We start from the raw sequence: 22311 nt of genomic DNA, 5'->3' as shown, positions 1-22311 counted from the left end.
TGCTAAAGGTGATGTGAAATTGTGTGATTCTTCTTTTATAAAAATAAATAAACTAAACTTATAAAAAAGGCACCTAATCTAAGATGCCTTTTTTATTATGCCTTTTTTAACGGCGATTGGCTAAGAAACGACCTAGGCGAGTAATTGCTTCACGTAATTCATTTTCGGCAGGTAAGAAAACCACACGGAAATGATCAGGGGTTGGCCAATTAAAGCCCGTACCTTGTACCAATAAAACTTTTTCTGCACGGAGCAAATCAAGCATTAACTTTTCATCATCTTCAATTGGATAGATGTTGGGATCAAGGCGAGGGAAACAGTACATTGCTCCATCTGGTTTTACACAGCTTACACCTGGAATTTCATTAAGCATTTCCCAAGCAATGTTCCGCTGTTCGTATAAACGGCCACCTGGACGAATCAGGTCATTAATAGATTGATAACCACCTAGGGCAGTTTGAATCGCATATTGAGCTTGAACATTTGCACAAAGACGCATAGACGCCAACATGTCTAATCCTTCGATATAGTCGGCAGCACGACTTTTATCTCCAGTGATTGCCATCCAACCTGAACGGAAACCTGCAATACGATAAGCTTTTGATAAACCATTGAAAGATACGCAAAGTTGGTCGCCCGCTAATGATGCCACTGAAACATGTTCAATACCGTCATAAATAATTTTGTCGTAAATTTCATCAGCAAACAAAATTAGATCATATTTTTTTGCAATCGCTACAATCTGTTCAAGAATGTGGCGTGGATATACCGAACCCGTAGGATTGTTCGGGTTAATGATGACAATACCGCGAGTATTTGGAGTAATCTTACTTTCAATATCAGCAATATCTGGGTACCAGCTATTTTCTTCATCGCATTTATAGTGAATCGCTGTGCCGCCTGAAAGATTAACTGCTGCTGTCCAAAGCGGATAATCCGGCATTGGAATAAGCATTTCGTCTCCGTCATCTAATAAGCCTTGCATAGCCATTACAATGAGCTCAGATACGCCGTTACCAACATACACGTCATTAACGTGCATGTTTAAGATGCCTTTTTGCTGGTAGTACTGGCAGATCGCTTTACGAGCAGGGAAAATGCCTTTTGAATCTACATAACCAATTGCATTTGGCAGGTTTAGAGCAACGTCATTAATAATTTCTTGTGGTGCTTCAAAACCAAATGGAGCAGGGTTGCCGATATTCAGCTTAATGATTTTATGTCCTTGCTCTTCCATTTCATTGGCGGCTCGCAATACTGGTCCGCGAATGTCATAACAAACATGCTCAAGCTTCGATGATTTTTTAATTTCTCGAGTAGATGGCATGGATTGGAGAGTAGCAGTATTTTTAGACATAGCTGGATTCACTTTTGCATATCGGTATAAATAACTTTTAAATGTTTTAACTGTTACCAAATTCAGATCATGTTGATCTTTTAGTAATTCAACAATTTTTTCATGGGTAAAGCCCGATTGCTGATACTGTTTGATGATTGGTAGTAGCTGTTGGAAAACCACACTTTTTTTCTGAGACATGTTCTGTCCTATACAACCGTGCCCAATAAGAATAGCACTATGTTTGCTTGCTTTAAAGAAGATTAGTAATAAATTTGCTTACTTTTGAATTTATATTTTGCTTACTTTTTGCTTTTTGTTCTTTATATGTTTAAATTCCAACAAATTTTACGTTCAGAGACTAGTGTTTTTTTGATGAATGGCGTAAATATAAAACTCGATCATCAGAAATGTTTACATCAGAATAAAAGGTGCATGTCATGGGAAAAGTCAATAAAACAGACCGGGAATGGCAAAGAGAGTTATCACCAGAAGAGTATCGGATCACACGACAAAAGGGCACTGAACCAGCATTTACGGGGCAATACTGGAATACTAAGCAACATGGTACCTATGTGTGCCGTTGCTGTGGCGCAGAATTGTTCTCATCAGATACAAAATATGATAGTGGTTGTGGCTGGCCGAGTTTCTTCCGTCCTATCAATGGTGGTGTCATCGATGAACATGAAGATTTAACACATGGTATGGTCAGAACTGAAATAGTTTGTCATGATTGCGAAGCTCATTTAGGGCATGTATTTGAAGATGGACCACAGCCGACTGGTTTGCGCTATTGTGTAAACTCGGCATCATTACAACTGAAAACACAAGAAAAAAATGATGAGGAAACCTATCCATGAGTAACATTTATCAGTTTGAAGCTGAGTTGTTAGAGGGAGATATCAAACAATTCGCTGATTACAAAGGTAAAGTTTTATTAATTGTAAATACTGCAAGTAAATGTGGTTTTACCCCACAATTTGCAGGCCTCGAAAAACTTTATGAAAAATATAAAGATCAAGGATTAGAAGTTTTAGGTTTTCCCTGCAACCAGTTTGGTGGGCAAGATCCAGGAAGTAATAAAGAAATCGGTAGCTTTTGTCAGCGTAACTATGGAGTGAAATTCCCCATGTTTGCTAAAGTTGATGTAAAAGGGCCGGAAGCTCATGTCATTTTCAGATATCTAACACGTGAAGCTAAAGGTATTTTAGGTAGTAGTAGCATTAAGTGGAACTTCACCAAGTTTTTGGTAGGTAAAGATGGTGCTGTTTTAAATCGCTATGCGCCTACGACTAAACCGGAAGCTTTAGAAGCTGATATTGAAAAAGCATTAGCGAGTTAATCATTTAAATGAACGCTATTCCTCAAGCTTTTGAGTTTTGGCAAGATGGGCGAATGCCTTATGTGGAAACCAGAAGATCTTGTTTTAGCCGAACATGTTATAAGTCTCATAGTCATCCAACGTTTTCTATTGGAGCTATAGACGAGGGGAATAGCGTTTTTCAAAGTTCTTTTGGTACACCCCAAAAGATTAGTACTGGTACTTTAGTGATTGTACCTGCACATATTGAGCATTCATGTAACCCTTTGCCAGATCAGGCTTGGAGTTATCAGATGCTACATTTGGATATAGCATGGTTGAATCAGCTTTATTCTGAATTTCAAAAGCAAGGTCTAGATTTACATTTGCCTCAGCATAAGCCACTTATAATAAAAGAAGAAATTTTATATCAGGCTTTTTCTGATATGAATGAAACTTTATTTGATCCTGAAAAATTAATTATTGAAAAAGAACAGTCGCTGATCTATTGCCTTACACAGTTATTACTCCCTCATTTCATGTTAGAAGAAATACAAAAAACGGAATATTTGTATGAAGATTTTTTGGAGTTAATTGAGATTATTAAATCGTCAGAACAATTTATTTCTCTAGAAGAACTCGCAGAGCAGGTGGGTCTTAGTCGATATGCAATTATTCGTTTATTCAAGGCCAATGTTGGTTTAACCCCACATGCATTTCAAATTAATTTAAAAATTAATCAAGCCAGAGCTCAATTAAAACAAGGGATTTCACTCGCAGAGCTAGCTGTCAATTTAGGCTTTAGTGATCAGAGTCATTTTCATAAAGCTTTCAAAGCGCATACAGGAATCACACCTCGTCAGTTTCAACTTGCAGCCGCGCAATAATTTACAAGAAATTAATTTTCTCTATTTTTAAGCTACTCCATACAGTTTTAAAGATGAAATCGTTATGGAAGTTGTTTTAGTTATCGCCTTTACTCACTTTTTAGCACTACTATCTCCGGGTCCAGATTTTTTTCTTATACTCACAAGCCTTTTACAAAAAGGGGGGCGTTATACCTATGGCGTTATTCTGGGAATTACTTTGGGTAATGCTCTTATCTTAATGGTGTGTATATTTGGATTTATGGTGCTTGGAAATTTAAGTACAACGATTCTTTTAGTACTTAAATGGCTGGGGGCTGGATATTTAGCTTATTTAAGCTTTCTTTGTTTTAGGGCCGCTCAAGGAGCTACCTTAAATATAGCGGTTGAAGAAAATAATTTGGTTGAGCAAAAGTCTAGTTATAAAAGTAAATTCAAAAGTTTAGCTCTGGGGTTGCAATCTAGTCTTCTTAATCCTAAAAATATTATGTTCTACAGTAGTTTAATGCTACTCATTCAACAAGAATTTAGCTTGTTCCAAAAATTACTGATGAGTGGATGGATGATTGCTGTGGTTTTTGGTTGGAATTTATTATTGGTTCGTCTATTACGTCAAGAGCGGGTATTAGCCCAGATTAAACGTTCTGCTAAAGGATTGTATTATTGTTCTGGTATCGCTTTTATTATTTTCGCAGTGCTATTGGTTGTCTATAGCTAATACAGATTGCATAGTCTTCTAAATAACACTGAAGACTATGCAATTTTGCTGGGTTTAAAGAATCGCTTTTAAACGTTTAACCACTTCTTCACATTGTGCTAAATCAGCTACGAGTGCCATGCGTACATGATTTTCACCGGGATTACCTTGCTCGGTATCACGAGATAGATAACGGCCCGGTAAAACCTTAATATGTGCTTTTTCCATTAACATCTTGGCAAAAGTTTCATCATTATCTACCTTTAACCAGTAATAAAAACCGGCGTCTGGCTTTTGTAGTGGGAGTAAGTCGCCTAGCTCCGATTGGAATAAATCAAACTTTGCACGATATTGCTTACGGTTTTCTTCAACATGGTTTTCATCATTCCACGCTGCAATTGAAGCAAGTTGATGTTGTACTGGCATTGCTGCACCGTGATAGGTACGGTATTGCAAATATGGCTTTAACAGATCGGCATCACCCGCGACAAAACCTGAGCGTAGACCCGGTAAGTTTGAGCGTTTTGAAAGTGAATGAAATACGATACAGTTTTTGTAGTCATCGCGGCCAAGTTCCGCACAAACTTCTAGTAAACCAATAGGAGCTTGATCAAACCAAAGCTCTGAATAGCATTCGTCAGAAGCAATAACAAAATTATATTGATCAGATAAGGCAATTAGCTTTTTAAATTGTTCTTTAGAAAGCACAGTACCTGTTGGGTTACCTGGTGTACATACAAAAAGAAGGGCTGTCTTTTCCCAAACTTCTGCTGGTACAGCATCAAAATCACCTAAATAGCCATTTTCTTCTGTGCAATTAATAAAATATGGCTTTGCACCTGCAAGTAAAGCCGCACCTTCATAAATTTGATAAAACGGGTTTGGCATTACCACATACGGAGCGTCTTCACGGTTAATGAGCGCTTGAACAAATGAGAAAATCCCTTCACGCGTACCAGACACAGGCAAAATGTGGTTTTCAGCACTAATGCTGTTAAGTTTAAAACGCTTGGTTAACCAATCTGCAATGCTTTGGCGAAGCTCAGGTAAGCCTTTGCTGTTTGGATAAGTTGATAGATGGTTAAAGTTATCAATAATAGCCTGTTTAACAAACTCTGGTGCTGGGTGCTTCGGTTCGCCAATTGATAGAGGAATCAAGGGAAGATTAGCAGGAGTAGTATCCTTAAAAAGTTGGTTTAACTTTTCAAATGGATACGGGTGTAATAACGACAAGCTAGAGTTCATTAAACAGTTACCAAGTAGTTGAGTTTCAGTGCTGACAAATTTGATTAGATGCTTCATCTAATGCAGCTTTCAGTTTTTCCGAGAAGAGCTTGACCTCTTCGTTATTCAGCGGTTTCCCATCTTTTTTGGTGACAAAGAAAATATCTTCGGCGCGCTCACCTAAAGTTGCAATTCTAGCTGAATGGATGTCTAAACCTTGCATCATAAATAAACCACCCACGCGTGCAAGTAGGCCAGGGTGATCGAGTGTTGAAATTTCGACCATATTTTGCTGTAAGGCTTCATTTAATGTTACGTCGACTGTATTTTCAATATCAAAGTGACGTAATTGACGTGGAATACGGCGTTGCATGAGTCCCGGATATTGATCTGGTTGGCTAAGCGCCTTCACTAATGCATTTTTAACGGTTTCTTCACGTTCTGGGTCAGTAAGTAATGTACCAAAACGGTCGAGTACAACATAAGTGTCTAAACTAAATGCCGTACTTGCCGTGATAATTTTTGCGTCCTGAACGTCTAAGTTCATTCGGTCTAAAACAGCAACAGTGGTGGCAAACAGGTTAGGTTGATCGCGAGTGTAAATAAAGATTTGTACTGCATCTTGAGCTGCTTTACGGTGAGCACGCAAGAGGACTAATGGCGCTGGATTATCACCATGCTTTAAAATTGCTTGTGTATGCCATGCAATTTCATCTGCCGATTCTTTAATGAAGTATTCATCACCTAGTTCTTGCCATACTTTTTCGACATCTGCCAATGAGAAGTTATTTACCAGTAATTCACTTGCTGCAAATTTGGTGTCTTCAATCAGCATTTGGTAGTCAACAGGACGACCTAAACCGGTACGGATTACATCACGAGCATGCGTATAAAGTTGACGCATGAGAGATGCACGCCATGTATTCCAGAGTTTTGGATTTGTCGCATTAATATCGGCAACCGTTAAGGTATAGAGATAATCAAGATGCTCCATATCGCCCAGTTTTTCGGCGAAATCTTTAACAACATCTGGATCAGAAATATCTTTTTTCTGAGCTGTCAAAGACATGAGTAAATGGTTTTGAATAAGCCATGCAATTAATTTACATTCACGCTCTGTAAAGCCATGTGCACGACCAAACTCAATCGCATCTTCAGCTCCGAGTTCGCTGTGGTCACCACCGCGACCTTTTGCGATGTCATGGAATAATGCAGCAATAAAGACAATATCTTGACGAGCAAGACGTTGGAAAACTGAACTTACTACAGGAAATTCTTTAGCGAATTCAGGTTCTCTAAAACGATTTAAATTACGTAGTAATAATAATGTGTGGGCATCGACCGTATAGATATGGAAAAGGTCATATTGCATAAGGCCCATAATTTGGCCAAAAGCAGGAATATAGTTTCCTAAAACACCATATCGTTTCATCGCAACCAAGGTATCGTATAAACGATACGGTGAGCGAATAATTGACATAAATAGTGCTTGATGCTCTGGATTATCACGATAACTTTGGTTGATTCGTTTCGCAGCAAGAATGAGTAAGCGTAAGGTACGAGCGCGAATGCCTTCAATATCTGGTCGATTAGCCAAAATATAGAACAACTCTAAAATCGCGCTTGGATGCTCTGCAAATATTTTGTGATGTTGTACTGCAAGTTTATTATCGACGATCTTAAAGTGATCATTAACAACTTCAATTTTGCGTTCGTAGTTTGGTAATCGAGGGGTGATGACTGATTCGCTAAAATACGCCAGTAGCATTTCATTGAGTGTTGAGACCTGTTGCGCCGTACGGTAGTAGCGTTTCATGAATTGCTCAACGCCGTAATTTACAGGTTGGCCTTCTTGACGCACATATCCAAATTTAGCGGCAATTTCCCTTTGATGGTCAAAGAGTAAACGGTTTTCATCACGTTTAGCTAAACGGTGTAAATGATGTCGAATTTCCCAAAGAAAACTTTCTGCTTCTTCTAAAACTGCAAGTTCAAACTCTGAAATGAAACCTAAATGCACTAAGTCATAAATACGGTTCACTCGGAAGTGGCGTTTAGCAATCCAGCCAATCTGGTTAATATCACGGATACCACCTGGTGCATTTTTAATGTCAGGTTCTAAGTTGCTTTCGGTATTGTTATGTTGGTGATAACGCTTGGCTTGTTCTGCCATTTTTGCGTCATAAAATGTTTTATCTGTCCATGTTTGCGAAACAATACGGCGAGGCCATTTAGCAAGCTGAGTATTACCAGTAATTAACCGCGCCTCAATTAAAGTTGTTGCAACGGTTAAATCGGTCGCAGCTTGTTCAACACAGCTTTGAATGGTGCGAACACTAATGCCGGGTTTGAAATTACCCACGTCCCATAAAGAGGAAATAAAAGTAGAGATACGTTTTTCGTTTTCTTCGTTAATTTCATGCTCTGATAAAATCATGATATCGACATCAGAATAGGGCAACATTTCACGTCGCCCATAACCACCTACAGCAAATAGGCCGAGTCCAGTCTGGTCGAGTTCGGCATGTTTCCATAAAAAGATCAGTGCTTCATCAACTAGGTCTGAGCGCGCTTTAATGATTTCACGAATAGATTGCCCATTTTCATATGAATCTTGCAATTGCTTTTCTACATCCGTTCGCCATTGATTAATGGCTTTAATATCATGATGGCTTGTAACGTAGTTCAACAATGGCGATGTATTGATCATGAAAATGGGTCTACCAATAAGTAAATATTAAGAGTTGGTTTTTACGCTTACTTGATCAGCGGTTTCTTTTGCTAAAGTACGAGCAAGATCGGTATTTTCTGCACGTGCAGTTGCGACACCCATACGACGGCGTTTGAAACCTTCTGGCTTACCAAACAATCGCAGGTCAGTGTCTGGATTGGCTAACGCCGTATTTAAACCGCTAAAGCTTAAGTTGTTGGCATCTACACCCGCATAAATCACTGCACTTGCAGCAACACTATGGCGTGCTGTGTTTACAGGCAAACCTAAAATGGCACGTGCATGCAGTTCAAATTCACTTTGAAATTGTGACGCTAAAGTTACGAGTCCTGTATCGTGCGGGCGAGGTGACACTTCACTAAACCAAACCTTATCGCCTTTAATAAACAGCTCTACACCAAAAATACCACAACCACCCAGTGCCGTTGTCACTTTATTTGCAATACGTTTTGATTCTTCGAGTGCTGCTACGGTCATGGGTTGAGGTTGCCAGCTTTCTACATAATCACCCGCATCTTGACGGTGACCAATTGGATCACAGTAGTGAGTTTTAATTTCACCAGTTGCAGGGTTTTTAGCACGAACAGTAAGTAAGGTAATTTCAAAATCAAAGTCAATTTGAGATTCAATAATGACCGTACCTTGGTTAACACGACCACCTTGCATTGCATATTCCCATGCAGCGTCGACTTCATCGAAACTTTTTACACGAGACTGACCTTTGCCAGAAGAAGACATTACAGGTTTTACAAAGTTTGGATAACCAATGTCGTCACATGCAGCGCGGAAGCTTTCTAGAGAATCTGCAAAACGGTAGGCAGAAGTAGGTAGGCCGAGTTCTTCAGCCGCAAGACGGCGAATGCCTTCACGGTTCATGGTCAGGTTTACAGCTTTAGCAGAAGGGATGACAGTTGCGGTTTGACTTGCTTCAATTTCTAGTAAAACTTCTGTCGCAATTGCTTCAATTTCAGGGACAATTAAATTTGGCTTAATTGTCTCAATCAGTTGTTTTAACTCAGTTGGATCGGCCATGTTGAGCACATAAGAAAAATGTGCAACTTGCATTGCTGGTGCATGATCATAACGGTCGGCTGCATGTACTTCTACACCAAGGCGTTGTAAGGAAATTACAACTTCTTTGCCAAGCTCTCCTGAACCTAACAATAAAACTTTAAATGCAGAAGATTGAAGTGGGGTACCGAGTGTCACGCTCATGCGAATCATCCTGACAAAATTATTTTTTTAAGCATAGCAGAACTTATGGTGGAGTTAAGCCTTATAACGCATAAAAAAGTAATTTTGTCGGACAATTAAAAATGTAGTTTTTAGATATTAACCTGATAGTTTAAAAGCAATTCATCTGCATTTTTACCACGGATGCCCCAATTTTCTTTAGGTGTTTCAAAAATAGTGATTTCGATATCTTGAGGCGCAATTTTGCATTGTTCTTGAATGTTGCGAAATAGGGTTTGAATGAGTTGATTTTTAGTCGCTGGACTGCGGCCTGCAAACATTGAAAGTTCGATAATAATGTAATGCTGGCTTCTATCAGAAGGGTAAATGAAATTTCCTGGTTTAAGGCTAATAAAACGTTGAAATCTTTTCTCAATAGGATATTTCAATTCTTCAATAAGCGCTTGATGGATTGCATGAGAAAGCAATTCTCGATACTGCATAATGGTTTGTTCATTGGCATAAATTTTAACTTGTGACATTATTATCTCTATTAAGTAAGGTTATCTTTTTAAACAATTCAAAAATTAGATTTTTACGCCAGAAGTTTCAATCTTACAGGCTTCTGGCTAGGCTTTATTTTATATAAGGAAAATAAGTTTATCTATTTATAACTTATAAAGGTAAATAAGTATAGATGAGACCATAAACAATTGCGGCAGTTAACGTTGCCGGAACAATTTTCTTAAATTTAAAATATAGACTTGCTAGCACTAGAAAACCGATCAGCATCGCTAAGCTTTTATCTGGATTTTCAAGAAGTGGTGGAAGAGTGGCGACAACAAGCATGGCACTAATTGCTGATATACCAATACTTCCCAAAGCAATTTTTAGCCAGATTGAACCGCGTCTTTGCTGTGTCCCTTGTAGCTTTTGTATAATAAAGAATGGTCCGAAGCGTGAAGCAAAGTTGGCAATACCAACAATAATACCGACCAAAATAATTTCTAGGTTCATATTAAGCCTCAACCTCATCATGTTGTTGCAGCACGTAGTGTTTAAACAGACCAGCTAAAATGCCTGAAAGAATACCAATAAAAATAGCAGCAGATAAGTTAATCCAATAACAGGCCAAAGCTGAAACTACTAGAGATACAGCAACAACAAGGCTATGCTTTCGTTCAAACGCTGCTAATAAAAAACTTAAAAATAAAGCAGGTAATAAGAAGTCTAAAGCTGCTTGTAAAAACTTTGGTAAATGAGCGACTTGATCGGCAAATAATCCACCTAACAACGAGCCAGTTGCCCAAGCCATCCAACTAAATAGACTTAGGCCAAGCATCCAAGACTCGGACCATTGCTGTCTGCGCTGTGAAAGTTGGATCATTCCGCTGGCAAAAACTTCATCCGTTAAGCCCCAAGCCCACACTGCCGTTTTCTTAAGATTTAATTTGTTTGGAATAAGGTTGTATAGAGCAGGTCCATAAAGGACATGACGAATATCGAGTGCAATGACTGTTAATGCTGTTAGCCATATGGATGAACCGCTAGCCAAAAGTGCAACAACTAAGAACTGACTGGCTCCGGCATACATTGAACAAGATAGGAAAAAAGCTTCCCATGGTGTAAAACCAAACTGAGAAGCAGAAACGCCAAAGGCAAAAGAAACGGGTAAATAGGTGAGTACGATAGCTTGGCTATCTTTGGCGCCTTGCCAAAAAGTTGCCGTTTGGGCAGGCATCAATTGTTGTTCGGACACAATACACCTTGGCAATAAACCAAATGATAAAAATACTTGAAAGATTGAGTATTGTAGCCGAATTTAATAGCATAGTGCCGAAATGTTTAATCGGCAGTTTGATATGTTCAACGCAAAGATTCGTTTAGTTTATATTGCCATGTTGAGTGCAAGTATTTTTAGTTTGCAGGGTTGTGATAATGGTAATCAGGGTGCAGAAAAAAAAGTAGAAATTAAGCCAGCACCGAAACTAACCAATGATGCAACTGTTTATGCTCAAAAAGCATGGGCATTAATTAACACGGTTGAGCATTTAGTTTATGAAAAACAACTCAGCCAAATTGATGACAAAGTACGTAAGCCTTTACGTCAATTGAGTACAGACTGGCGTATTAATGTAAAAATGACGGACTCAGTGACAGAAGGGAAATATGCACTCTGTCGTAAAGCCCTAACAAGTTTAGATATATGGGCACGCGAAACGCTAGAAAACAATAGTTCAGTTGCCCAAAAACAAGCGGACTATGAGCGAGATAAGGCTCAATGTAAGGATGCGATCGATACGCCAAATCTTGGAAATACTTCACCAAAATAAAACTAATGAATCTAAAAAAGCGAGATGATCAATCTCGCTTTTTTGCTTTTAAACGATAATGAGTGAATGTGAATTACGGTTTTGTGACAGCTTTAGCCGTGTTTGCAGTTTTCACAGCATCTTGTTTCATTTGATGAGTCATTTGCTGTGATTCATGTTGAGCATGTGTCGCGCTGACCATTGCATCATGTTTTTGAGTGCTTAAGTCTTTTTTAACATCCTGTTTAGTTTTAGTTACCTCTTTCTTGGCTTTTTGAGCTGTAGTTTTTCCATGTACCGCTACACATTTTCCACCTTTGTGATTCGGTCCTGTACCGCCTTGTAGTTGAGTCCCTTTTGGACATGCAAATGCCGAAACACTTAACATAGCCAATACGCCTGCTGTAAGAATTGTTGATAATTTTTTCATGTTAATCAGCGCCTTGTTGAGTATTATTGCTCAGCTTGAGTGTAGGGTGAAAATATCTGCTTTAACACATTTATTTTGTGGAAATAGAGTTTGAACAATGTTTTGATTTGCAGTGTTATCTAATTTTTTAATTTGGTTTTAAGTTTTTGTCATATAGCTGGCTGTACAAAGATTAGGAATGGGCTTGAGCAACTACTTTTAATTTCTCAATATCTAGAATCTCGATTTTTCTGAAAGCAATTTTGATGATTTTCTGTTTTTCGAGCAGACTCAGCTCATGGTTGATCGTCTGTCTAGATGTGGTCAGCATATTTGCCAATTGTTCTTGAGAAATATGGATGTGATGATCTTGAATAACAATATGATTGCCATATCCTTCTAAAATGAACAGAAGACGTTGAGCCAGCCTTTGAGAAATACTGCGTGTTTGGATCGCAATCTGTTCTAAGAAAACATATCTGAGTTTTTGGCTAGTTAAACGAGCAAAGTAGTACCAGTAATATGGATTGTCTTTGAGTAATTCATTTAATGGTTTTGCAGGAATATGCAGAACGGTACTTTTTTTCAAAGCAATCGCATCATGTGAGCGCGGTTCATGGTCAATCAGGGATATTTCACCAAACCACATAATTGGCTCAGCAATTGCAGAAAGAGCTTCGTTACCATTTACGTCGACATAACCTAAGCTAATTGAGCCTTCAAGCACAGTATAAATACCATCAAACACATCTTGAGCACGGAAAACATAACTATTTTTTTCAAAGGTTCTTTGCTTACCATGCTCTAGAATAAAGTTTTGGAATGCTTCTGGAAGCAAACTAAACCATGTATTTTCTTTTAATCGATTAATATAAATAAGATCCAATATCAGCCCATCCATGAAAAAAAACATTACTTTGTCAAATAGCTGACAACTTTAAGTTTTCCTTATTTGTACAGTATGACTATATGTAGATGAATAGGGAACAACTCATGTCAAATCTGGAGCAACAGCTTAGCAAATATGCGGCTTACCACTTAAATCATAAAAATATTTTGACGCATTTTATTGGTATTCCACTCATCGTGTTTTCAATTTTATGTTTAACCGCAAGAGCTGGGGTAGATATTGGTAGTTTTAAACTTACTTTAGCTATGGTGTTGATTGCAGCTAGTACGATTTATTATTTTATTTTAGATAAAATTTTTGGCTTACTCATGCTCATTATCTTAGTTGCTGTGTATCCTCTGGCGAATCAAATTGCTCAGTTATCTTTTGGAGAGTGGTTAGCAGCAAGTATTGGTTTCTTTGTGGTGGGGTGGGTCTTTCAATTTGTGGGGCATTATTTCGAAAAGAAAAAACCTGCTTTTGTTGATGATGTGATTGGACTTGCTATAGGGCCATTATTTGTATTGGCAGAATTTATATTTATGTTAGGTTTTAGAAAGCCACTGCATGCGCGTATTTTACAAGAAGCACGTAGTAAACGAGAGATGATGGATTCAAACCATTAAATAGAAAAAGCCCCAACATATTGGGGCTTTTTCTTAAGCTTTAACTTATACGTTAAAACGGAAGTGCATTACATCGCCGTCTTGAACAACGTAAGTTTTACCTTCTAAACGCCATTTACCAGCTTCTTTCGCGCCGTTTTCACCGTTGTATTGTACGAAGTCATCGTATGCAACAACTTCAGCACGGATAAAGCCTTTTTCGAAGTCAGTGTGAATAACACCAGCTGCTTGAGGAGCTGTTGCGCCAACTTTTACTGTCCATGCACGAACTTCTTGTACACCCGCAGTGAAATAAGTCTGTAAACCTAAAAGCGCGTAACCTGCACGAATAACCACATTTAAGCCTGGTTCTTCCATGCCCATTGCTTCTAAAAACTCAGCACGATCTTCATCTTCTAATAATGAAATTTCAGCTTCGATTTGGTTGCAAAGAGGGACAACAATTGCGTTTTCTTCCGCAGCAAGTTTTTTAACTGCATCTAAATGTGGATTATTTTCAAAACCATCTTCTGCAACGTTTGCAATATACATAGTTGGTTTTAAAGTCATTAAACCAAAACCACGAACTAACTTACGTTCGTCATCAGACAAATCAGCCGCACGAGCTGGTTTACCTTCGTCAAGTAAAGGTTGGATTTTTTCTAAAACTGCTTTAGTTGCTACAGCTTCTTTGTCACCGCCTTTAGCAACTTTAGTTAAACGTAAAATTGCTTTAGCCACAGTTTCAAGATCGGCAAGTGCAAGTTCAGTATTGATAGTTGCGATGTCGTCTAATGGATCAATTTTACCATTTACGTGAATCACGTTTTCATCTTCGAAACAACGCACAACATGAGCGATTGCATCAGTTTCACGAATGTTAGCAAGGAATTGGTTACCTAAGCCTTCACCTTTTGATGCACCAGCAACAAGGCCTGCAATATCCACAAATTCCATTGTGGTTGGCAAAATACGCTGTGGTTTAACAATCGCAGCAAGTTTGTCTAAACGTGGATCTGGTACAGGAACAATACCTGTGTTTGGTTCAATGGTACAGAAAGGGAAGTTTTCCGCTGCAATCGCTGCTTTCGTTAATGCATTGAAAAGGGTTGATTTCCCTACGTTTGGCAGACCAACAATACCGCAATTAAAACCCATGAAAACCACTCACAAATGTGTAAATTAAAAATTGTCGCTGATTTTACATGAAAGCCATGACAAAGTCATGGCTAGAGCAGGGGTGTATTGCTTTTAAACTTTACGTTTATCAAGTTGCTGGGCTAATGCATCGCCAGTCGCTTGTACTAACATGACTAAAACAATGAGCACCAAAATGACAGCCAACATAATTTGCATATCAAAACGTTGATAGCCATAACGATAAGCAATGTCTCCTAGGCCACCTGCACCAATAGCACCAGCAATCGCAGAGGAGTTAATCATCGTCACGATAGTCACAGTAAAGCCTGCCACAATACCCGGCAAAGCCTCGGGCAAAAGCACGTGCCAAATAATTTGTTTACGGTTACAACCCATGGCTTGTGCAGCTTCAATTAAGCCTTGGTCGACTTCGCGTAAGCTGACTTCTGCAATACGCGCAAAGAAGGGAATAGCAGCAATCGTCAATGGAACAACGGCTGCCCAAACGCCATAACTTGTACCTACAATCCAGCGAGTAAGCGGAATCAGGGCAACCATTAGAATCAGAAAGGGTACAGAGCGAGTAATATTGATGACCCAACCCAAAGCTTGATTAATCTTTTGTGATGGGTGAATGCCATGCTCGGAGGTACTGACTAAAACAACAGCAATAGGTAGGCCAATTAAAAAAGCAATAAACGCAGATGCACCTACCATGAGTAAGGTGTCTACAGTTCCAGTAATTAATAAATCAATGAGCTGGTCGTGCATAGCCAAGTACCTCAAATTGTGCAATTGCAGTTGATGTGTCTTGTTGTATAGATGAAATATCAATTTCTACGTTAGGAATACCGACTAAAAGTGAACCAATAATATGCCCTTGAATGGTATCTACCTGACTTTGATATAAATTGACAGGTGATTTAAATCTGGCAAGTAGTTCTTGAATATCTGGAACCTGATGTGCTTCAGCTTCATATTTCAGTTTTACAATAATATGAGTCGAATTTTCATCGGGTAGAGGACTGATTTTAAAAGGCAGGGTAATTTGCTCAAGGTTGAGCAACTCTTGGGTAATTTGTTGTTCTGGTCGTGAAAATACAGACCAGACTTGTCCAGCCTCTACTATCTCACCTTGATCAATCACCACGACTTGATCGCAAATTTCTCGAATGACCTGCATTTCATGGGTGATTAATACAATGGTTAAGCCGAGCTCCTGATTAATCTTTTTAAGTAAAGCCAAAATAGTAGCGGTACTTTCAGGGTCAAGCGCGGAGGTTGCTTCGTCACAGAGTAAAATTTCAGGATGGTGAACAAGTGCGCGTGCAATACCGACACGTTGCTTTTGTCCACCAGAAAGTTGTGACGGATAATAGCCAGACTTATCAGCCAATCCCACCAGTGCCAAAACCTCATTTACACGTTGGTCGATATCTGCTTTGTTGTAATTGGAAACTTTCAAGGGCAATGCAACATTTTCCCAGACCGTTTTTGCAGACATTAAATTGAAATGTTGAAAAATCATTCCAATCCGTTGACGGGTTTGGATGAGCTCGGCATGGCTCAATTCAGCAATGTTTTGTTGATGAATATGAATGCTGCCTGTATTAACTTGTTCTAAGCCATTTAAAGTGCGGAGTAAGGAAGATTTTCCCGCACCACTTTTACCAATAATGCCTAAAATCTTACCTTGTGGGATATCAAGGTTAATTTCCTTTAACGCATGCAGTTTTTGACCCTGCGATTGGTAAAACTTATTTAAACCACGAATTTTGATATGGGGTAGAGAAAAATCAACTTGTGATCCAAAACTCACCATCGTCATTCTCCTTATTTCCAGCCTTGAAACCACATACCTTGGCCAAAGTCTTTATCCAGAATGTCTTGTGCTTGTTTTGAGTTCTGGAATGCTTTAACAAAGGTTGCAAGTTTTTGGTTTTTATCTTGGTAATCGCGACGGGTCACAAACAAAATTGCATATTTTTTATCGATTGGATCTAAAAATAATGCGCTATGTGGGTCGGTTACCTTTGCCATTTTTAAGTAGTGAGGGAAGCCGAAAATTAAATCGACATCGTTATATGCATGTGCGGTTTGAGGACCTTCAACCTCAACAAAGCTCAGCTGTTTGGGATTAGCAATAATGTCTTGAGTGGTTGAAAGTTCATTATTAATGTCTTTAAGCTGAATTAAACCTGCACGGTGCAATAAAATTAAAGCGCGAGCTAAATTGACGGGATCGTTTGGAATAGCAACACGTGCATTTGAAGGTAAGTCTTTAAGTGATTTATATTTTTTTGAATATAAACCCACATGACTTCCTGAGCCCACGGCAAATGCATGTAAGTCATAACCCGTTTCTTTTACAGCATTACGTAGAAATACGCTTTGCTGGAAAAAGTTTGCATCAATATCACCGTTTTGTACGGCAACATTTGGTGCTCGCCAGTCAGAAAATTCAACGAGTTTGACATGAACGCCTTGCTTTTCTACTTCATTGGCAACGCTTTGTAATAACTCAGCATACGGTGGACTAATGCCAATCGTTAAAACATCATCGGCTTGTTTATTTTTAATATAACGGTAACCGACGAGGCCCAGAACTACGATAATTATCGTAATTCCGAGTAACCATGGCTTATGCTGTTTGAACTGAATCGCCATAATCTTTCCGTTATTACTTCCAGCCAGGGAACCAAAGTTTTGGCCCAATCTCAGCATCTAAAACAGCTTTAACTTTTGGCGAGTTTTGATAGATCTCAACAAATTTCTTTAATTTGTCGCCCTTGTCCTGATAGTCATCACGAACTACAAACAAAATGGCATAACGTTTATTGGTATTGTCATCAAGTAAAAGCGCACTTTCAGGGTCAGCAGTTTTTGCTAAGCGTAAGTAATGCGGATAGCCAAAAGCTAAGTCAACATCATCAATTGCACGAGCAGTTTGTGGCCCTTCAACCTCGATGAATTGCAAATTTTTAGGATTTGAAACTACATCTTTGAGTGCAGATAAATGATTATTTGAATCTTTAAGCGTAATTAATTTAGCTTGCTGTAAAAGCAGCAGGGCACGACCTTGATTCACTGGATCATTTGGAATGACTACACGTGCATTTTGTGGCAATTCATCTAAGCTTTTATATTTCTTTGAATAAAGTCCCACATGTGATGCTGCACCAACTGCAAATGCCTTTAATTTAAAGCCTGTTTCTTTAATTGCATTGTCTAAGAACGGTTGATGCTGGAAAAAGTTCGCATCAATATCCCCATGATTTAAAGTAATGTTTGGTGTATTCCAGTCAGAAAATTCCACCAGTTTCACATTTAAACCTTGTTGCTTTGCTTCATCGGCAGCAGCTTGTAAAGTTTTTGCAAATGGTGGACTAATACCAATCACAAGTTCATTTGAGCCACTTTGACGGTGTTTATTCCAAAAGAATAAAGCAACAAAAAGGGCTACAACGACTAAGCCTACGCCTAGCCATTTTTTAGAGGCTGTTTGAGCCATGTCTATCTCCAAATTTAAGCGGTTATTTCTTCAATTGTTGTTAGGTTTTTGCTGTTGTTATAGGGACTACATCGGAACGCTTGAACAGGGTGCTGCTTTGGTAATTGATCACCCCGATTAAAAATTTTGTTCCGCAGTGAACCCGCTTTATATGCAGTTTTATAGCGACCACGTTGTTGTAGTTCAGGAATAACCAAGCGAATAAAGTCGTGGTGTGACTCAGGTGCAACTGTACGTGTCAAATTAAAGCCATCAATATCGGTCTCATCTAAAAGATGAATTAAGTATTCAGCAACTTCTTCGCCACTACCCACGATGAGGGGATAGCGACCACCTAAAACATGTTGAGCTTTTAAGTCATTTTTCGTGATTTGTTGCTCTTTAAACTTTTCGGTAATCGAAACAATACTGTTACTTTTTTGGTAAGGAATCGCTTCATCGTCGGCAAATTTACTTAAGTCGATACCAGTTGAACTCGCATAATGCGCTAAGCCAGCTTCAGGGTTTGCATACTGACGATATTCATTAAGTTTCTGTACAGCCAGATCATGTGTTTCGGCAACAACAACAGTTATGCCAACAAAGACTTTAATATCATCCGCTGAACGACCTTGCTGTTCTGCAAGAGCACGAATCTTTTTCACTTGTTCGCGTATTTTTTCGGGTTTGTCACCGCCAATAAAGATACATTCAGCATGACGAGTAGCAAACTGCATACCTTTTGGTGAAGCACCTGCTTGAAACAGTGTTGGGGTGCGTTGCACTGAAGGAGACACCTGAAATACACCTTCACTCTGGTAGTATTTTCCGTGGTGGTGAATGGTGTGAACTTTAGATGGATCTGTAAAAACACGCTGTGCTTTATCTTTTTTTACTGCGTCGTTTTCCCATGAACCTTCCCAATACTTGTAGCAAAGTTCTAAAAATTCTTCGGCTTGTTCATAGCGAGCATCGTGGTCTTTTAAACCTTTTTGACCAATCAAACGTTCCGCACTATCTAGATAACCCGTTACGATATTCCAGCCAATACGACCTTGAGTTAAATGGTCAAGACTCGCAAAGCGGCGGGCAAACTGATATGGATGCTCATAGCTCAAGTTCACGGTGACCCCAAAACTTAAATTTTGAGTGACTGCCGCCATAGCTGAAATGAGTGTAGATGGGTCATGGCTTGGAAGTTGAATTGACTCTTTTAAAGTGAGATCAATACCATTTTGATAGACGTCATACACACCTGTAATGTCTGCAATAAACAAACCATCAAATAAACCACTTTCTAAGGTTTTGGCTTGCTCTGTCCAATAGCTCAACTCATTAAAACGGTGTGATTCATCACGTGGATGTGTCCATAAGCCATGATTGATATGCCCAACACAGTTCATATCAAAGGCATTAAGTAAAATTTCTTTCGCTTTAAAATCTGTCATTACAATGTCCCCCGACGAGGTGGTAGAACACCGTTAAGAACATAGTTCCCAATAAAGTAATATTTCCAGCGTGCAGCATCATGCAATGTATGTACGCGTGCATTGCGCCAGAAACGGTCTAAACCATCTTGTGACTGACTTCCACGACTACCAGAAAGTTCAATCAGCTTAGACGATGCTTTTAGTGCGATATCGCTACTATGAGCACGTATTTTGGCAACATCGATGGATGCTTTAGCAATACTTTCAGGTGTGGTTTCAATTTTTGCGGCATCAATTGATTGAGCAGCTTGTTTTAATAGCACTTCACTTGCCCGAACATCGACAGCAATGCGCCCTAATTCATAAATCGTTAAAGGATCTTGGTTAGCGGTTTCTACATTTGAGTCAATCCATGGGCGAGCTTGATGTACTCTTTGCAAGCTTTCTTCAAAGGCCGCCCGAGCAATGCCTACCTCAATTGATGCATGCATAATTTGGGCAAAAGGACCCACTAAGGTTGGTTGTAAAAATGCGGTATCAAAAGGAATGACATCATCTGCATCGACAAAAACCTGATCAAATTTAACCGTGCCGCTACCTGTGGTTTTCTGCCCAAAGCCAGACCAGTCATCTACAAGCTTTAGACCTTGTGAACCACTTTTTACAAAGGCTAGATACTCTCGGCCTGCATCGTCTAAAACTAAGGTTGGAATACGATGTGCAAATAAGCTTCCTGTGCAATAAAACTTTTCGCCTTGAATCAGATAACCATTTTCGTGAGGACGGATATTGGTTTGTTTATGAGTTGAAGTTTTAGTTTTAAACTCGGCAAGTGCATTACCAAATCGAGTGCCATTTAAAACTTCACCGTATAACCGTTGTTTTTGAGCTTCTGTTCCCGTATTGCGTAACACTTCTAAAGCATAAAAATGGTTTTGCGGAATTTGTCCGATTGAACCATCTGCACCGCTTAAAAACGCAATTACTTTAGCAACGGTATGACTTGAAACTTCGGCACCACCATATTGCTTTGGTACTGTAATTGCCCAAAGTCCAGATTGGCTTAAAGCATCAATTTCGGTATACGGTAAAATCCGCTTAGCGTCTCGCTCAACAGCGGTTTTTTTAAATTGTTCGGCAAATTGTTTGGCAATTTCTAAAGCTTCAGCATCATTTTGAATAATGTGTGCTTGATTTGATGCCGACGTTTGTTTTGTTTGAACTGATTGATATGAAGTCATGACAATTTCTCCTTAAATCCAAGCATGGCGGGCAGGGAAATGACCATTAAGGTAATAATTGCCAATGGCGTGTAATTTCCAGCGAACAGGGTCGTGTAAAGTATGTACACGGGCATTTCGCCAATGTTGATCTAAATTGTGTTGGCTTAAACTTGAACGGCTACCGCCCAGTTCTAGTAGTTTCTCAGAAATTTGTAGGGCAGCATCATTGGCATAGACTTTCGCTTCTGCCACTAAAATGGAAGCTTTTGCTACTTGTTCGTTTGTCACAGTTTGAAGTTGATCAAGTTCATCTAAATACTCAGCCGCTTCATCAAGCAGTAAAATTGCCGCGTCGAGTAAAATATTTAACTTACCCACTTCTTGTAGGGTGTAATGTTCAAAGCTGGCTTTTTCAACATTTGCATCAATAATTGGACGTGCTTTGTGTATGGTCGATAAAGTATCGTCAAAAGCAGCTTCTGCAATACCGACATCAATTGCAACTTGTAATAACTGCGAATAAGCACCGCGATAAGTTGGGACTTGTGTTAATAAACGTTCATCAAAAATAAGTTCAGGATTAACTTCAACATGATTTAATTTAACTGTACCACTTGCGGTTGTACGCTGGCCAAAGCCATTCCAGTCATTAATGACTTCAATGCCTTGGGCATCTCGATTAACAATTACTAAAATAACATGACCTTCGGGATGAATCGCTTTAATTGCGAGCCAATGCGCAAAACTGGTACCTGTAGAATAAAACTTTTCGCCATTTAAAATATATTTGCCGTTTTCAACACTAAGAGTAGTTTTTAAGGTTTTTGAGTCATGAGTATTTCGTTCGGGACCACCGTTGGCAAGACGTTTGCCGGCTAGTATTTCTGAAAAGATAAATTGTTTTTGTTGTTCTGTGCCCATAATTTCGATCAGGTTTAACAGGCTAATCTGATTTTGTGGAATCTGACCAACATTCGCATCACCTTTACTCAAAATACGGAAAACTTGAGCCAAAGTTTTATTGGAAACAAAAGCTCCGCCATATTTTTTCGCAATGCGAATTCCGCCTAAACCTTTTTGGCTAAAGCTTTCAATTTGCTCATGCGGTAATAAGCGTTGTTGATCACGTGTATTACGACCCTCTAAGGCATAATCAGCCACTTGATAAGCAGCATTAATTGCTTGTTGATCATTTTGAATGATTTGGACGTATGCCGTCGTTTTAGATAGAGAATTAGACATAATGACACCTTGTATTGCTGTCATTACCTTACAAAAGAAATATTTTTCGACTAAACGAGGACTTATGCTCAGCTTATGAAATAAAGTGCAAAGCATTTTTTTTGCTTTTTAATGAAAAAATATGGATATTAAAAATTTATAAAAAACAATGTGTTAAATTTGTTGTGCAAAAAATTAATCATAAAATTGATTTTCATATGAAAAAGAGCAATAAGTACGGTAAAAAAAGATATAAAAAAATAGA

24 protein-coding genes are annotated in these 22311 nt (G+C 38.9%); 7 read left to right on the top strand and 17 right to left on the bottom strand.

Annotated elements, in window-relative coordinates:
- Positions 1-106 precede the first annotated feature (106 nt).
- Positions 107-1537, bottom strand: coding sequence for a pyridoxal phosphate-dependent aminotransferase (locus tag HUN22_RS06455; protein ID WP_174727237.1), 1431 nt, complete (start codon positions 1535-1537; stop codon positions 107-109).
- A gap of 239 nt (positions 1538-1776) precedes the next feature.
- Between HUN22_RS06455 and msrB the strand changes: the two genes are divergently transcribed.
- The 4 genes from msrB (at position 1777) to HUN22_RS06435 (ending at position 4220) form a co-directional block, all read left to right on the top strand.
- Positions 1777-2196, top strand: coding sequence for a peptide-methionine (R)-S-oxide reductase MsrB (gene msrB, locus HUN22_RS06450; protein ID WP_016145012.1), 420 nt, complete (start codon positions 1777-1779; stop codon positions 2194-2196).
- Entirely contained in the window at positions 2193-2678 is a 486-nt protein-coding gene (locus HUN22_RS06445; RefSeq protein ID WP_016145013.1) for a glutathione peroxidase, read from the top strand. The genes msrB and HUN22_RS06445 overlap by 4 nt, the downstream gene beginning before the upstream one ends.
- 8 nt (positions 2679-2686) lie before the next feature.
- Positions 2687-3523 carry an AraC family transcriptional regulator gene (locus HUN22_RS06440; RefSeq protein ID WP_174727234.1) on the top strand — a complete coding sequence of 279 codons (837 nt, stop codon included), beginning with the start codon at positions 2687-2689 and terminating at the stop codon, positions 3521-3523.
- 64 nt (positions 3524-3587) lie between these two features.
- Positions 3588-4220, top strand: a complete 633-nt coding sequence (locus HUN22_RS06435; RefSeq protein ID WP_174727231.1) for a LysE family translocator — start codon at positions 3588-3590, stop codon at positions 4218-4220.
- A gap of 54 nt (positions 4221-4274) precedes the next feature.
- Here HUN22_RS06435 and dapC read toward each other — a convergent pair whose 3' ends face one another.
- The 6 genes from dapC to HUN22_RS06405 all read right to left on the bottom strand — a co-directional run bounded on the left by dapC (position 4275) and on the right by HUN22_RS06405 (position 11068).
- Positions 4275-5444, bottom strand: coding sequence for a succinyldiaminopimelate transaminase (dapC, locus tag HUN22_RS06430; protein WP_174727243.1), 1170 nt, complete (start codon positions 5442-5444; stop codon positions 4275-4277).
- Positions 5445-5469: 25 nt separating this feature from the next.
- Entirely contained in the window at positions 5470-8133 is a 2664-nt protein-coding gene (gene glnD, locus HUN22_RS06425) for a [protein-PII] uridylyltransferase (RefSeq protein WP_174727228.1), read from the bottom strand.
- A 27-nt stretch (positions 8134-8160) separates the two neighbouring features.
- On the bottom strand, positions 8161-9378 hold the full coding sequence (purT, locus tag HUN22_RS06420) for a formate-dependent phosphoribosylglycinamide formyltransferase (RefSeq protein WP_174727226.1): 1218 nt from the start codon (positions 9376-9378) through the stop codon (positions 8161-8163).
- A gap of 101 nt (positions 9379-9479) precedes the next feature.
- Complete coding sequence (locus HUN22_RS06415; protein WP_174727223.1) at positions 9480-9869, bottom strand: tautomerase family protein; 390 nt, start codon at positions 9867-9869, stop codon at positions 9480-9482.
- A 133-nt stretch (positions 9870-10002) separates the two neighbouring features.
- The gene (gene ygaH, locus HUN22_RS06410; protein ID WP_174727220.1) at positions 10003-10344 is read right to left on the bottom strand and encodes an L-valine transporter subunit YgaH; all 342 of its coding nucleotides are present in this window, start codon (positions 10342-10344) and stop codon (positions 10003-10005) included.
- A gap of 1 nt (position 10345) precedes the next feature.
- Positions 10346-11068: an AzlC family ABC transporter permease gene (locus HUN22_RS06405; RefSeq protein WP_174727240.1), complete on the bottom strand. Its 723-nt coding sequence runs from the start codon at positions 11066-11068 to the stop codon at positions 10346-10348.
- 121 nt (positions 11069-11189) lie between these two features.
- Here HUN22_RS06405 and HUN22_RS06400 point away from each other — a divergent pair, with 121 nt between their 5' ends.
- Positions 11190-11660, top strand: a complete 471-nt coding sequence (locus tag HUN22_RS06400) for a hypothetical protein (protein WP_174727217.1) — start codon at positions 11190-11192, stop codon at positions 11658-11660.
- A gap of 73 nt (positions 11661-11733) precedes the next feature.
- Here the strand turns inward: HUN22_RS06400 and HUN22_RS06395 are convergent, their stop codons facing one another.
- Complete coding sequence (locus HUN22_RS06395) at positions 11734-12069, bottom strand: hypothetical protein (RefSeq protein ID WP_174727214.1); 336 nt, start codon at positions 12067-12069, stop codon at positions 11734-11736.
- Between the two features lie 172 nt (positions 12070-12241).
- Positions 12242-12949, bottom strand: coding sequence for a Crp/Fnr family transcriptional regulator (locus HUN22_RS06390; protein WP_174727211.1), 708 nt, complete (start codon positions 12947-12949; stop codon positions 12242-12244).
- A gap of 92 nt (positions 12950-13041) precedes the next feature.
- Here HUN22_RS06390 and HUN22_RS06385 point away from each other — a divergent pair, with 92 nt between their 5' ends.
- A complete protein-coding gene (locus HUN22_RS06385) occupies positions 13042-13563 on the top strand; it encodes a DUF962 domain-containing protein (RefSeq protein ID WP_174727208.1) in 522 nt (173 codons plus the stop codon).
- A 45-nt stretch (positions 13564-13608) separates the two neighbouring features.
- Here the strand turns inward: HUN22_RS06385 and ychF are convergent, their stop codons facing one another.
- The 8 genes from ychF to HUN22_RS06345 form a co-directional block, all read right to left on the bottom strand.
- Positions 13609-14700 carry a redox-regulated ATPase YchF gene (ychF, locus tag HUN22_RS06380; protein ID WP_004642544.1) on the bottom strand — a complete coding sequence of 364 codons (1092 nt, stop codon included), beginning with the start codon at positions 14698-14700 and terminating at the stop codon, positions 13609-13611.
- A gap of 93 nt (positions 14701-14793) precedes the next feature.
- A complete protein-coding gene (locus HUN22_RS06375; RefSeq protein ID WP_005069679.1) occupies positions 14794-15453 on the bottom strand; it encodes a methionine ABC transporter permease in 660 nt (219 codons plus the stop codon).
- Positions 15434-16510: a methionine ABC transporter ATP-binding protein gene (locus tag HUN22_RS06370; protein ID WP_174727205.1), complete on the bottom strand. Its 1077-nt coding sequence runs from the start codon at positions 16508-16510 to the stop codon at positions 15434-15436. Before HUN22_RS06370 ends, HUN22_RS06375 begins: the two co-directional genes overlap by 20 nt.
- Positions 16511-16515: 5 nt before the next feature.
- Entirely contained in the window at positions 16516-17349 is an 834-nt protein-coding gene (locus HUN22_RS06365; RefSeq protein WP_151822572.1) for a MetQ/NlpA family ABC transporter substrate-binding protein, read from the bottom strand.
- 13 nt (positions 17350-17362) lie between these two features.
- Entirely contained in the window at positions 17363-18193 is an 831-nt protein-coding gene (locus tag HUN22_RS06360; protein WP_174727202.1) for a MetQ/NlpA family ABC transporter substrate-binding protein, read from the bottom strand.
- A 14-nt stretch (positions 18194-18207) separates the two neighbouring features.
- On the bottom strand, positions 18208-19620 hold the full coding sequence (locus HUN22_RS06355; RefSeq protein WP_174727200.1) for an LLM class flavin-dependent oxidoreductase: 1413 nt from the start codon (positions 19618-19620) through the stop codon (positions 18208-18210).
- Positions 19620-20843 (bottom strand): SfnB family sulfur acquisition oxidoreductase, encoded by a 1224-nt coding sequence (locus HUN22_RS06350; protein WP_174727197.1) that lies wholly within the window; start codon positions 20841-20843, stop codon positions 19620-19622. Before HUN22_RS06350 ends, HUN22_RS06355 begins: the two co-directional genes overlap by 1 nt.
- 12 nt (positions 20844-20855) lie before the next feature.
- Positions 20856-22091: an SfnB family sulfur acquisition oxidoreductase gene (locus HUN22_RS06345; protein ID WP_174727193.1), complete on the bottom strand. Its 1236-nt coding sequence runs from the start codon at positions 22089-22091 to the stop codon at positions 20856-20858.
- Here HUN22_RS06345 and HUN22_RS17985 point away from each other — a divergent pair.
- On the top strand, positions 22082-22311 hold a 230-nt coding region (locus tag HUN22_RS17985; protein ID WP_217488097.1), incomplete at its 3' end, for a hypothetical protein. The two genes, HUN22_RS06345 and HUN22_RS17985, sit on opposite strands and share 10 nt — an antisense overlap.

Source organism: Acinetobacter lactucae, from assembly GCF_013344765.1.
GTDB classification, from domain to species: Bacteria; Pseudomonadota; Gammaproteobacteria; order Pseudomonadales; family Moraxellaceae; genus Acinetobacter; species Acinetobacter lactucae_A.
This window is presented reverse-complemented; position numbering and strand designations above follow the sequence as displayed.